At 60.6% G+C, this 12,689-nt stretch carries 12 protein-coding genes; 3 read left to right on the forward strand and 9 right to left on the reverse strand.

Features of this window, described 5'->3' with window-relative positions:
• Positions 1 to 102 precede the first annotated feature (102 nt).
• The 7 genes from ACOYXH_RS08620 to ACOYXH_RS08650 all read right to left on the reverse strand — a co-directional run bounded on the left by ACOYXH_RS08620 (position 103) and on the right by ACOYXH_RS08650 (position 7,344).
• Entirely contained in the window at positions 103 to 465 is a 363-nt protein-coding gene (locus tag ACOYXH_RS08620; protein WP_093437301.1) for a Na+/H+ antiporter subunit G, read from the reverse strand.
• Positions 462 to 740, reverse strand: coding sequence for a K+/H+ antiporter subunit F (locus ACOYXH_RS08625; RefSeq protein WP_007910754.1), 279 nt, complete (start codon positions 738 to 740; stop codon positions 462 to 464). The genes ACOYXH_RS08620 and ACOYXH_RS08625 overlap by 4 nt, the downstream gene beginning before the upstream one ends.
• Positions 737 to 1,225, reverse strand: a complete 489-nt coding sequence (locus ACOYXH_RS08630; RefSeq protein ID WP_095050004.1) for a Na+/H+ antiporter subunit E — start codon at positions 1,223 to 1,225, stop codon at positions 737 to 739. The genes ACOYXH_RS08625 and ACOYXH_RS08630 overlap by 4 nt, the downstream gene beginning before the upstream one ends.
• Positions 1,222 to 2,901 carry a monovalent cation/H+ antiporter subunit D gene (locus tag ACOYXH_RS08635; protein ID WP_095050005.1) on the reverse strand — a complete coding sequence of 560 codons (1,680 nt, stop codon included), beginning with the start codon at positions 2,899 to 2,901 and terminating at the stop codon, positions 1,222 to 1,224. The genes ACOYXH_RS08630 and ACOYXH_RS08635 overlap by 4 nt, the downstream gene beginning before the upstream one ends.
• Positions 2,898 to 3,242, reverse strand: a complete 345-nt coding sequence (locus ACOYXH_RS08640) for a Na+/H+ antiporter subunit C (RefSeq protein WP_007910763.1) — start codon at positions 3,240 to 3,242, stop codon at positions 2,898 to 2,900. The genes ACOYXH_RS08635 and ACOYXH_RS08640 overlap by 4 nt, the downstream gene beginning before the upstream one ends.
• On the reverse strand, positions 3,242 to 6,160 hold the full coding sequence (locus ACOYXH_RS08645; protein ID WP_460410513.1) for a monovalent cation/H+ antiporter subunit A: 2,919 nt from the start codon (positions 6,158 to 6,160) through the stop codon (positions 3,242 to 3,244). Before ACOYXH_RS08645 ends, ACOYXH_RS08640 begins: the two co-directional genes overlap by 1 nt.
• A 248-nt stretch (positions 6,161 to 6,408) precedes the next feature.
• A complete protein-coding gene (locus tag ACOYXH_RS08650) occupies positions 6,409 to 7,344 on the reverse strand; it encodes a DMT family transporter (protein ID WP_460410514.1) in 936 nt (311 codons plus the stop codon).
• 85 nt (positions 7,345 to 7,429) lie between these two features.
• On the opposite strand from ACOYXH_RS08650, the gene ACOYXH_RS08655 reads away from it, so the two are divergent.
• Together ACOYXH_RS08655 and ACOYXH_RS08660 are read left to right on the forward strand one after the other, a co-directional pair.
• Positions 7,430 to 7,993 (forward strand): helix-turn-helix domain-containing protein, encoded by a 564-nt coding sequence (locus ACOYXH_RS08655; protein ID WP_093437325.1) that lies wholly within the window; start codon positions 7,430 to 7,432, stop codon positions 7,991 to 7,993.
• Positions 7,994 to 9,388, forward strand: coding sequence for an FAD/NAD(P)-binding protein (locus tag ACOYXH_RS08660; protein ID WP_460410515.1), 1,395 nt, complete (start codon positions 7,994 to 7,996; stop codon positions 9,386 to 9,388). It begins immediately after the preceding gene.
• A 207-nt stretch (positions 9,389 to 9,595) separates the two neighbouring features.
• On the opposite strand, the gene ppnN is transcribed toward ACOYXH_RS08660, so the two are convergent.
• The gene (gene ppnN / locus ACOYXH_RS08665) at positions 9,596 to 10,969 is read right to left on the reverse strand and encodes a nucleotide 5'-monophosphate nucleosidase PpnN (protein ID WP_034152412.1); all 1,374 of its coding nucleotides are present in this window, start codon (positions 10,967 to 10,969) and stop codon (positions 9,596 to 9,598) included.
• A 223-nt stretch (positions 10,970 to 11,192) separates the two neighbouring features.
• Here ppnN and ACOYXH_RS08670 point away from each other — a divergent pair, with 223 nt between their 5' ends.
• Entirely contained in the window at positions 11,193 to 11,720 is a 528-nt protein-coding gene (locus ACOYXH_RS08670) for a DUF3087 domain-containing protein (protein WP_095050009.1), read from the forward strand.
• Positions 11,721 to 11,739: 19 nt separating this feature from the next.
• Here the strand turns inward: ACOYXH_RS08670 and ACOYXH_RS08675 are convergent, their stop codons facing one another.
• Positions 11,740 to 12,627: an NAD(P)/FAD-dependent oxidoreductase gene (locus ACOYXH_RS08675; RefSeq protein WP_460410517.1), complete on the reverse strand. Its 888-nt coding sequence runs from the start codon at positions 12,625 to 12,627 to the stop codon at positions 11,740 to 11,742.
• Positions 12,628 to 12,689 lie beyond the last annotated feature (62 nt).

Below are 12,689 nucleotides of genomic sequence, written 5' to 3' on the forward strand. Positions count from 1 at the left end.
CGGATATCGCTATCGCGAGCAGGCTCACTCCTACATTTGGAATGCGTTCCCCTGTAGGAGTGAGCCTGCTCGCGATGGCGTCATATCAGCCCCTACAAATCTTCAGCTACCACTCTCGGTGCGGCGGCTACTGACTTCTGCCGGCACATCATCCCCAGCCATGCGCTTGCGGAACAACGCCGCCCGCGCCAGCAGCAAAGTAGTCACCGGCACAGTAATCGCCAGCAAAACCGGAATCAGCCAGGCATGTATGACCGGCCCGGACTTCAGCGCCGAAAAACAGATGATCGATGCCAGCGCCACACACCATGCGCCTAGCGTCGAAGCCAGTGCCGGCGGATGCATGCGCTGGAAGAAATCCTTCATACGCAATAATCCGATCGCACCGATCAGCGCAAAAAGCCCGCTAAGCACCAGCAGGATCGCCACCGGAATCTCGATCCATAGCGACAATTCAGCATTCATTCGATCACCTCGCCACGCAGCAGGAATTTCGCCAGGGCAAACGAGCCGACGAAGCCGAACAGCGCAATCAGCAGCGCCGCTTCGAAGTAAGTGTCACTCGAATACCGAATGCCCAGGGTCAGCATCATCAGCATCGCGACGATGTACAGGTAGTCCAGCGCCAAGACCCGATCTTGCGCCGAAGGGCCTTTGAACAGGCGCACCAGGGTCAGCACCATCGCCAGCGAGAACAGGAACAGCGTCAGCAGGATCGCGTTCGACAGTAATGGGCTCATTCGAAAATCTCCATCAGCGGCCGCTCGTAGGTGCTCTTGAAGTGCTCGATGAACTGCGCTTCGTCATCCAGATCCCAGACGTGCAACAACAAAATGCTGCGATCCAGCGCCAGCTCTGACCATACCGTGCCGGGCACCACCGTGCAGATCATCGCCAGCGTTGCGAGGCCGTGAGCATCGCGCAGGTCCAGCGGGACTTTGACAAAGCCCGAGCGCGGAGGGCGCCGACCAGCATTGAGCACGCCCCACGCAACGATCAGGTTGGACATCACCACATCACGACCGACGAGCAGAAACAGGCGCAGAATCGTTCCCGGACGGCGAATGCGAACTTGTTTCGGGCGCAGTTTGCGCATCATCAAAGGTGCAGCAAAACCCAGTATCGCGCCGAGCAGCAGATTGCCCGGGCTGATCGACAGGTTCAGGGTCAGCCACAAGGCGCACAGCGCCAACGACAATAAAGGTGCAGGAAACACGCGCTTCATGGCTGCACCTCCAGCATCGCCGATTTGGCTTCCGGGCTCGGGACGGCGCGGGTGCCGAGCACCGCCATGACGTATTGCTGCGGGTTGTTCAGTGCCTCGGCGGTGGCCTGGGTGTAGCGCAGCAGGGGCTCAGCCTTGAAGGTCAAGACGATGCTCAGCCCCAGCAACAGGAAGATCGGCGCGCATTCGAGTTTGCGCAGCAGCGGCGAAGGGCGCTCCTCCGGGGTCCAGAAGCGCTGGATGCCGAGGCGCGAGAACGCCATCAACGACGTCAGCCCGGTGAGGATCAGCAGTGCCAGCAACGCCCAGGCCGCGTTGGATATCGGCGCGCCGGTGCCCAGGCCTAGCGGATTGAGCAAGGCGCCGATCAGGCTGAGTTTGCCGATAAATCCGGACAGCGGCGGCATGCCGATAATCAGCAAAGCGCAGGCGATGAAGCTCAGGCCGAGAAACGCCATAGTCCACGGGATAACCTGGCCGACCACGGCTTTCTGCTCGTCATCGAGGTTGATGCCTTTGGGCGGTTGCAGGGATTCCTGTGGGCGTGGCAGCAGTTCGCTTTCGTCTTCCAGCGGGATCTCGTTGGCCGAACGCGAACGTTCGATCAGTTCTGCCAGCAGGAACAGTGCACTCAGCGCCAGGGTCGAGCTGACCAGATAGAACAGCGCCGCGCCGATCAGGTTTGGCTGGGCGAAACCGACGGCCGATAACAGAATCCCCGCCGACACCAGAATGCTCAGGCTGGCCATGCGCTCCAGCCGTTGCGCGGCCAGAATCGCCAGCGCCGCACAGGCCATCGTCGCCATGCCGCCGTAGATCAGCCAGTCGCCACCAAAGAATGCCGACGCTCCGGCCTGGCCGGAAAACAACAGGGTCCACAGACGCAGCAGGGTGTACACGCCAACCTTGGTCATGATCGCGAACATCGCCGCCACCGGTGCACTGGCGGAAGAATAGGCGGGTACGAGCCAGAAGTTCAGCGGCCACATGCCGGCCTTGGCCAGGAAGGCGACAGCGAGAATCCCCGCGCCGGCGTGCAGCAAGCCGCGGTCGGCCTCCGGCACCAGTGGAATCTTCAGCGCTAGATCGGCCATGTTCAGCGTGCCGGTGACACCGTAGATCAGGGCCGCGCCAATCAGAAACAGCGACGAGGCAAGCAGGTTGATCGAGATGTAATGCAACCCCGACGAGACCCGTGCCCGACCCGAGCCGTGCAGCAACAGGCCATAAGACGCGGCGAGCAAGACTTCGAAGAATACGAACAGGTTGAACAGATCCGCCGTCAGAAACGCGCCGTACAGGCCCATCAACTGAATCTGGAACAGCGCGTGGAAGCTTGAACCGGCGCCGTCCCAACGGGCCATGGCAAACAGCAGGGCGCTGACGCCGATGATCCCGGTCAGCACCAGCATCAGCGCCGACAGGCGATCAACCACCAGCACAATGCCGAACGGCGCCTGCCAGTTGCCCGGCAGGTAAACCCCGATGGAGCCGGGCACGCCGGTGGTTTGCGTCCATTGCAGCAACAGCACCGAAATGAACAGGCCGACGAGGCTGGAGAACAGGTTGATTTTTGCCTTCAACGGTCTGTGCCGCTCGCCGAGCATCAGCATGATGGCTGCGGTCAGCAGCGGCAGCAGGATCGGTGCGGCGATCAGGTGAGTCATCGCCATCATTCCTTAGGCTCCCGGCCGTCAACGTGGTCGGTGCCGGTCAAACCGCGTGAAGCGAGCAGCACGACGAGGAACAGCGCGGTCATGGCGAAACTGATGACGATCGCGGTGAGTACCAGTGCCTGTGGCAGCGGGTCGGTGTAGTGCAACAAATCCTGGGTGACACCGTCCTTGATCACCGGCTCCTTGCCGATGAACAGGCTGCCCATGCTGAAGATGAACAGGTTGACGCCATACGACAGCAGGCACAGGCCCATGACCACCTGGAATGTCCGTGGCCGCAGGATCAGCCAGACGCCGGACGCGGCGAGCACGCCGATGGCGATTGCGATGACTTCTTCCATCAGACGGCTCCTTTACTAGCGACGGACTTGGGCAGCGATGCGGTCTTGTGACCCCGCACCGATTGGTGGGCGAGGGCGGTGAGGATCAACAGCGTCGAACCGACCACCACGCCGTACACGCCAATGTCGAAGAACAGCGCGCTGGCGACATGGATGTCACCCAGCACTGGCAAGCTGAAATGCCAGGTGTGTGTGGTCAGGAACGGATAACCGACCAGCATCGCGCCCAGACCTGTAGCGGTGGCGAATAGCAATCCGGTGCCCATCCAGCGCAACGGCCGCAGGCTCATTTGTGCCTCGACCCACTGTGTACCGGCGACCATGTATTGCAGGATGAAAGCCACCGACATCACCAGGCCGGCGACGAAACCGCCGCCCGGTTGGTTGTGCCCGCGCATGAACAGGTAGCACGACACTACCAGCGCAATCGGCAGCAGCAGACGCACCAGCACTGCCGGCACCATCATGAAGCCGAGCGCGGTGTCGCTGGCGGAACGCGGGTTGACCAGATCGGTGACCACGTCCGGTGCCAGCAAGCGTTGCTGGGCTGGCAATTGCAGGCTTTCTTTCGGAGGACGGAAGCGCCGCAGCAGGGCGAATACGGTCAGCGCCACGGCAACCAGCACGGTGATTTCGCCGAGGGTGTCGAAGCCACGGAAATCCACCAGCATCACGTTGACCACGTTGCTGCCGCCGCCCTCAGGCATGGCGCGGCTGAGGTAGAACGAGGAGATGTCGTTCGGCGTTTGCCGCGTCAGCATCGCGTAGGACAGCAGCGCCATGCCACCGCCGACGGCAATCGACAATAGTAAGTCGCGCAGGCGGCGAATGCGTGCCTTGCGCAGGCTGCTCGGCAGTGGCGAGACTTCTTCGATGCGTCGTGGCAACCAGCGCAGGCCGAGCAGAATCAGTACGGTGGTGACCACTTCCACTGCCAGTTGCGTCAGGGCCAGATCCGGTGCGGAGAACCAGACGAAGGTCACGCAGGTCATCAAGCCGCAGACGCTGACCATGGTCAGGGCGGCGAGACGGTGATACTTGGCTTGCCACGCGGCGCCGAGCGCGCAGGCGATGGCCAGCAACCACAGGGTCACGAAGACAATGGAACCGGGGATTTTCGGCCGGTCGCCCCAGCTCAGCGTGCTGTGCAACATCGGGATCAGGCCGGCGAGTACCGCCGCCATTACCATCAGGAACAATTGCATCTGCAAGCGCTTGGTGCCGAGTCGTCGCTCCAAGCGTCGGGCCATACGCATCATGACGACCAGACTACGCTCGAACAGGCGCTTACCGTTGAAGCGCCCCACCAGTGGCGGGTATTTAAAGCGCCCGCGCTTGAGCTGTTTGCGCAACAACAGATAGACGACGATGCCGCCGGACATGGCGATCAGGCTCATGATCATTGGCGCGTTGAGGCCGTGCCAGATTGCCAGGCTGTATTCCGGCAAGGTGCCACCAACGACGGGCAGTGCTGCCGCCGCGAGCAACGGGCCGACGATTTGCGCCGGGAAAATCCCCACCAGCAAGCAGGTGAACACCAGCAACTCGACCGGCGCACGCATCCAGCGCGGCGGCTCGTGCGGGGTGTGGGGTAGGTCGGTGGCCGGCGGGCCGAAGAACACATCGACGGTGAAACGCAGGGAATAGGCAACGCTGAATGTACCGGCGATGGTCGCGACAATCGGCAGCGCCGCTTCAACCCACGCCGTGGCATTGATGAACACGGTTTCGGCGAAGAACATCTCTTTCGACAGGAAGCCGTTAAGCAGCGGCACGCCTGCCATCGAGGCGCTGGCAACCATGGCCAGCGTCGCTGTGAAGGGAATCAGTTTGATCAGGCCGCTGAGTTTGCGGATATCGCGAGTACCGCTTTCATGGTCGATGATGCCCGCGGCCATGAACAGCGAGGCTTTGAATGTCGCGTGATTGAGGATGTGGAATACCGCCGCCACAGCGGCCAACGGGCTATTGAGACCCAACAACAGCGTGATCAGGCCGAGGTGGCTGATGGTCGAGTAAGCGAGCAGACCTTTGAGATCGTTCTGGAACATCGCGCAATAGGCGCCGAGCAACAGCGTACACGCACCAGCGCCGCTGACGATGTAGAACCATTCTTCGCTGCCGGACAGCGACGGCCACAGACGCGCGAGCAGGAAAACCCCGGCCTTGACCATGGTCGCCGAATGCAGATAGGCCGAAACCGGAGTCGGCGCCGCCATTGCGTGGGGCAGCCAGAAGTGGAAAGGGAACTGGGCGCTTTTGCTGAGGGCGCCAATGAGAATCAGGGGAAGGAGGATAGGGTAGAGCGAATGTGCGCGAATCATGTCGCCGGCGGCCAGGACCTTGTCGAGGTCATAGCTGCCGACGACATGGCCGAGAATCATGACCCCCGCCAGCAGGCATAACCCGCCGGCACCGGTGACCATCAACGCCATATAAGCACCGCGACGGGCGTCGGCGCGGTGGTGCCAGTAACCGATCAACAGGAACGAGAAGAGGCTGGTCAGCTCCCAGAAAAACACGATCTGAATCAGATTGCCGGAGATGACCAGACCGAGCATGGCGCCCATGAACGCCAGAAAAAACGCGAAGAAACGCGGCACCGGATCGTCCGGCGACATGTAATAACGGGCATAGAGAGAAACGAGCGTGCCGATGCCAAGTACCAGCATCGAAAACAGCCAGGCGAAACCGTCCATACGCAGAACGAAGTTCAGACCGAGGCTGGGCAGCCACATGAACTCTTCGCGGATCACGCCGCCGTGGGCAATTTGCGGGTACAACATCGCGACCTGGACGGTGCCGATCAAAGCGACCAGACCTGCCAACAGTGATTCGGTATTACGCGCGTTGTGAGGCAGCACCGCTGCCAGACAGCTGCCAATGAATGGCAGAAGCAGTAGAACTATCAGGGACATAGGCTTCTAATCTGCGGAAGTTTGTGAAGCATCATACGTGCCAGCTCCCCGATCACCAAACGCCAGGATGTCTCAGAATCCTACAAAGTAGTCTGGAATTTTCTGTTTGGCATTGTTTCAGGTAGATCGATGTTGCTTGGAATGGCCTCATCGCGAGCAGGCTCATTCCTACAGGGGGGAACGCATTTCAAGTGTAGGAGTGAGCCTGCTCGCGATAGCTATAGTCCAGGCACTAAAGATATTGCAGATTAACCTTGAGTTTCTCGCTCCAGCTCTGCTTCGGCTTCTGCAACCTTACCCTTGGTCTTCAACTCACTGACAATCACCGCAGCGACAATTAACCCGGCGCCCACCAGCGCAATCGCCGGCAACCGCTCCCCGGCAATCCGCCCGACAATCCCGGCCCACACCGGCTCACCGGCATAGATCAACGTCGCCCGGGTTGGCGAAACACTCTTCTGCGCCCAGTTCATCGCCACCTGAATCGCCGCACTCGCCGCGCCCAACCCCAGCGCGGTCACCAGCAGGGTCAAGGAAAAGTCCGGTATCAATTCGCCAGTCGGCACCACCAGCAGGAACGACAACACCGAAGTCGTGGCCAGTTGCACCACGGTGACCCGACGCACATCCACCTGGCCGGCGTAGGTACTGATCAAAATGATTTCGGCGGCAATCGCGATCGCACTGATCAATGTGGCGATTTCACCTGGACTGAAATTCAGCTCAGCCCCGGACGGCCCCGACAGCAGCATCAAACCGGTGAACGCCAACATGATGCCAATACTCGGCATCAAGCCCGGACGACGCCCGAGCACCAGCCATTGCAGCAACGGCACGAACGGCACATACAACGCGGTGATAAATGCAGATTGACTGCTCGGGATCGTTTGCAAGCCGACCGTCTGCAAGCCGTAACCAAGCATGATCGCCACGCCAATAAAGGCGCCGGCCTTGAGTTCGAACAGGGTCAGTTCGCGTAGATGACGCCATGAGAACAGCGCAACGATACAAGCCGCTGCCGCAAAACGCAGGCCGACAAAAAACATCGGGCCGCTGACCGTCATCGCGTGCTGCACCAGCAGGAACGTGCCGCCCCAGACCATGGTAATCAGCACCAGCACGCACTCGGCTTTGCTGAAACGAGAGAAACGGAGGGGAGTGGGGGAGCTGTTCTGCGACATCATGACCTTGCGCACTATAAAAAGGAGGCCGCACAATGCGCCCAACGTTGCGCAGTATACTGCCCAACCTCACCGAGTGAGCAATATAGTGCACAAAGATTCAATGCAACGGGCATCCGTCCTGCAACACGTCAGCCAGAACGTCCGGCGTCTGCGGCATGCCGCCGACCTGAGTCAGACCGCGCTGGCAGAAAAGTCCGGTGTCAGTCGGCGAATGCTGGTGGCGATCGAGGCGGGCGAGAAGAATGTCAGCCTGACCACCCTTGATCGCGTCGCCGAAGCGCTCGATGTAGCGTTCAGCGATCTGATCCAGGCGCCGGATGCGCGTGATCCGAGCCGCATCAATGAGGTGGCTTGGGCGGGCACTCACCCAGGCAGCAAAGCGGTGCTGCTCTCCAAAGCCACGGCGACGCGCGAAGTCGAGCAATGGGAATGGTGCCTGCAACCGGGCGAGGTCTACCCCTCGCAAGCCGATGCCGAGGGCTGGAGCGAGCAGATTTTCGTCTTTGAGGGTTGCCTGACCCTGATGCTCGGCGATCAGCCGCAGCACATCGGCACGGGCGAGTTTTTTATGTTTGCCAGTAACCAGCCGCATTCCTATCGCAACGATGGGGATGTGCCGGCGCGGTTTGTTCGTAATGTGGTGATTTGAATGAATCAGCGTGCAGACATCCTGATTATCGGCGGCGGCCTCAGCGGCACGATGCTGGCCGTGCAATTGTTGCGTCTGCCGGGCCGGCGCCATGTCCTGATTATCGAACCGCGTGCCGAGATCGGTCGAGGCGAGGCCTATAGCGCGGTCGAGTTGGGTCACACGCTCAACGGCAACGCCGCGCGCATGAGCGTTGATCCGGATAATCCCGATGACCTGACGCAGTGGCTCACCGAGCACATTACTGCTGGCGGCTGGCCAGAGTCTGCCGAGCAGAAGGTGCCGATCAGTGAACTGTTTCCGCCGCGTGGATTGTTCGGGGTCTATGTGCAGCAGCGCTTGGCCGAAGCGCGCCTTGTCGGTGCGAGAAATGGCTCAAGCGTTGAACACCTTCGCGCGGAGGTCGTCGACCTGCAAGTCGAGGCCGATTCAGTGCAGCTCACACTGAGCAATGGCCAGGCACTGCGCGGTGGCTACGCGGTCCTGGCGACTGGAATGTTCCCGGCCGCGCGAACCCCGCAGAAAACCTCCAGCGGCCTCAACGCCGCCGCGCTGGATCCGTGGGATGTCGCGGAGATGCGTCAACTTGACCCGCAATCGACCGTATTGATCATCGGCTCTGGCCTGACCATGGTCGATGCCGTGGTGTCGTTGGAGCAGGCCGGGCATCGCGGGCCAATTGAAGTGTTTTCCCGGCACGGTTTGTTGCCCCATGTGCGCCGACAACCGCCGGCCTGGATGGATTTTCTTGGCGACGATCACAGCCTGTGCACGCCTCGGCAGCTGTTGCGCGAATTGCGTCGGCAATGCCAGGCAGCCATCGCACAAGGCATCGATTGGCAAGCGCCGCTGGACACGGTTCGCGTGCACATCGCCCGCTTATGGAGCCAGGCGACTGACACGCAGCGTCGACAATTCGTACGCCATGTGCGGCCGTGGTGGGAAAGTCATCATCACCGTTCGCCGCCGCTGAGTGCGGCGCTGGTTGAACGGTTGCATGCAGAAGGACGGTTGCGGATTCAGGCGGCTTCGTTCAAAGGGCTTGTGCCGAGTCCGCAAGGTGGCGTCAGCATTTGTATTCGGCGTCGCGGTGAGTCTGGAACTTGTGTAGTGCAGGGCGCAGCACTGATTAATTCCAGTGGCATCGAATACGACTGGCGCCGCGTGGCACGACCGTTGCCGCAGCAGTTACTGGCGCGGGGTTTGGTGCAGCCGGGGCCATTGGCGCTGGGAATCGCAGCGGCAGTGGATGGCGCGGTGCTGGATGCCGAGGGGCGTGCGACTGGCCGGTTGTTTGCCATGGGGCCGCCATTGCGCGGGATGTGGTGGGAAAGCACGGCGGTGACGGATGTGGCGTTGCAGGCCAAGGCGTTGGCGGCGCGGTTGGTGGGATAAGGTTGATAGTGTTCTTTCGGGCCTCTTCGCGAGCAGGCTCGCTCCCACAGGGGGACTTGGGTTGTAAACACCCTTTGCGCTACACACCAGACCCTGTGGGAGCGAGCCTGCTCGCGAAATCAGTGGATCAGTCGACATCACAGCGACTGATATACCGCTATCGCGAGCAGGCTCGCTCCTACATTTGTTGCGTGGTAACCAAAAGAGTTACGCCACCACTCGATAACACGGCACATACGCGGCGCCGCCCGGCAGTTTCATCCGGTGTTGGGCGACGAAGGCTTTGAGCAGCGCATCCAGCGGTTGCATGATCGCCGCGTCACCACGGATCTGGTACGGCCCGTGTTCTTCGATCAGGCGAATGCCCTTGTCCTTGACGTTGCCGGCGACAATGCCCGAGAACGCTCGGCGTAGGTTGGCCGCCAGTTCGTGCGGTGGCTGGTCGCGGTGCAGTTTCAGGTTGGCCATGTTTTCGTGGGTCGGATCGAACGGGCGCTGGAAGCCTTCGTCGATTTTCAGCAGCCAGTTGAAGTGGAACGCATCGTTACGCTCGCGGCGGAACTGCTTCACCGCTTTCAGGCCTTGAGTCATCTGCCGCGCCACCTCGGCCGGGTCGTCGATGATGATTTCGTAGTGCTGCTTGGCCGCTTCGCCCAAGGTCGCGGTGACGAAGGCGTCGAGTTGTTCCAGATACGGCGCGGCATGTTTCGGCCCGGTGAGGATCACCGGGAACGGCAGCCCCTTGTTGTCCGGGTGCATCAGGATGCCCAACAGATAGAGGAACTCTTCAGCCGTACCGGCGCCGCCTGGGAAAATGATGATGCCGTGGCCAACGCGCACGAAGGCTTCCAGACGTTTCTCGATGTCCGGCAGGATCACCAGCTCGTTGACGATCGGGTTCGGCGCTTCGGCAGCAATGATGCCCGGCTCGGTCAAACCCAGGTAACGACCGCCATGAATACGCTGTTTGGCGTGGGCAATGGTCGCGCCTTTCATCGGGCCTTTCATCACGCCGGGGCCGCAGCCGGTGCAGATGTCGAGGCTGCGCAGGCCCAGTTCGTGGCCGACTTTCTTGGTGTATTTGTATTCTTCGGTGTTGATCGAGTGGCCGCCCCAGCACACGACGATTTTCGGCTCGACGCCAGGGCGCAAAGTGCGCGCGTTGCGCAGCAGGTGGAAGACGTAATCACTGATGCCTTGCGAGGTGCTCAGGTCGATGCGTTGGCTGTCGAGTTCGTTTTCGGTGTAGACGATGTCGCGCAGGGCACTGAAGAGCATTTCGCGGGTGCTGGCGATCATTTCGCCGTCAACGAAGGCGTCGGCCGGAGCGTTCAGCAGTTCGAGGCGTACGCCGCGATCCTGCTGGTGAATGCGGATTTCGAAGTCCTTGTAGGCTTCGAGGATGGTCTTGGCGTTATCGACATGGGCGCCGGTGTTGAGGATGGCCAGGGCGCACTGGCGGAAGAGGGTGTAGGTGCTACCGGATCCGGCTTCGCTCAGTTGCTGAACTTCACGTTGAGAAAGGGTTTCCAGGCTGCCTTTCGGGCTGACCGAGGCATTGATTACGTGTCGTTGGGTCATGCAATGATCCTTAAAACGATGTCATCTCAAGACTAGGCGATGGCATCCGAATAGTGTGTATCCATGAATGAAGATGGCACGATCTGCGCAGTACCGCCATGTCCCCGTTGGATGCTGAAAAGATGAAAAGGAGCCCCAGCATAGCTAAATCCGCGGTAGAGGCGATAATGCGCCGGCCGGTTTTTTCAGTTAGCCCTTTTGTCGCTCAAGGAAGTCATTTGTGATGTTCGAGATTCAGCCGATGGATGCCGCCACTTTTCGCCAGCAGACCCGCCGCAGCACGATCATCATCGCCGTGCTGTTCCTGGTGCTGGCGATGTTGTTTTCCAGCGTGGCGGTGGCGCTGTTCGGCGAGCCTGGCGGCGATAACCTGCGCTTCAATGTCGGCGGCGTGTTTGTGGCGTTTCTGCTGACCGCAGCGTTACTGCGCGGGCGCTTCTGGAATCAGAGCTGGATGGCGCCAGCGGTGTACAGCTGGCGGCTCAAGCGCAATCTGATGAGCATCACCAACGTCATGCATCAGGTCACTGCAGCCGTGGAGCAGAATGATCCGACCGCCATGAAGGTTCTGCGCTTTTACCATCTCGGGTTAACGCAAATGCACGAACTGGACGGCAACTCCAGTGATCACGGGCAACTGTGGCGGGAAGTTGAAACGCACAAGGAGCGGATGCAGGCGCTGGGACTCGATACCGAGCAGACGCGCCTGGATCCGGCCTGGCTGGAGGCGTTGAAGCCAACTTCGCGCTGAAACGTCCGCAGTATAAGTTTCAGCCAAAGATCATTGAGCGATGAGTGCCTGCACCGGCGCGGGCCCCATCGCCAACTGCTAGCGCTACTGAACCGGCAGCCAATGCCGCATCTCCGCAGGCAAATACGCCGGCGACGCTGGTTTGTTGTGTCGCGTCAGTCTGAATAAACGGTCCCATCGGGCCATCCTCGAATGTACATCCCAATTGTTCAGCCAGCGGGCTGGCCATGCGTGTGCGCGGCATGGCAAACAGGCCTGCAACGGCGATGACCTGACCATCGCTGAGCACCACGTCCGCACGCTCGCCACGGATGTGACTGACCGGCCGGGTTTCCAGAATTACACCGCGGCGATCCAGTTCCGCCAATTGTTCGGCATCCGGCTCGAAGACACCGTTGGTGAAGAACGTGGTCGGACCCCAATCCGGCAGTAGCAGGGCGTGATGAATCGACATGGGTGACGTCGCCAATACGCCGATCGCGCCTTGATTCAGTTCATAACCGTGGCAGTAGGGGCAATGGAAAACACTTTGGCCCCAGCGTTGCCTGAGACCGTCGATGTCCGGCAACTCGTCGATGACGCCCGAGGCCAGGACCAGTCGCTTGGCGCTGAGCCATTGGCCGCTCTCTGTGCGCAAATCGAATCCGCTGTCAGTCCGAGTCGCTTCAACTGCTGTATCCGTTAGCCATTGCACGCTGGGGTAAGCCAGTAATTGTGCGCGTGCTTCGTCAGCAATTTGCTCCGGAGCACGTCCATCCTGGCCGAGGAAACCGTGGGATGTTTCGGCAAAACGGTTGCGTCGCAGGCCCGAATCCAGCACCAGCACATTGCGTCGGGCGCGGGCCAGTTGCAGGCCGGCGGACAGCCCGGCATAGCTGCCGCCAACGATGATGACGTCGTAAACCATGAGCGAATCTCCTCTTGAGTTTTCAAGGCACACCGTAAGTTACGAGAAATATTGCTGTCAAT

This window comes from Pseudomonas sp. Mb7, from assembly GCF_054790525.1.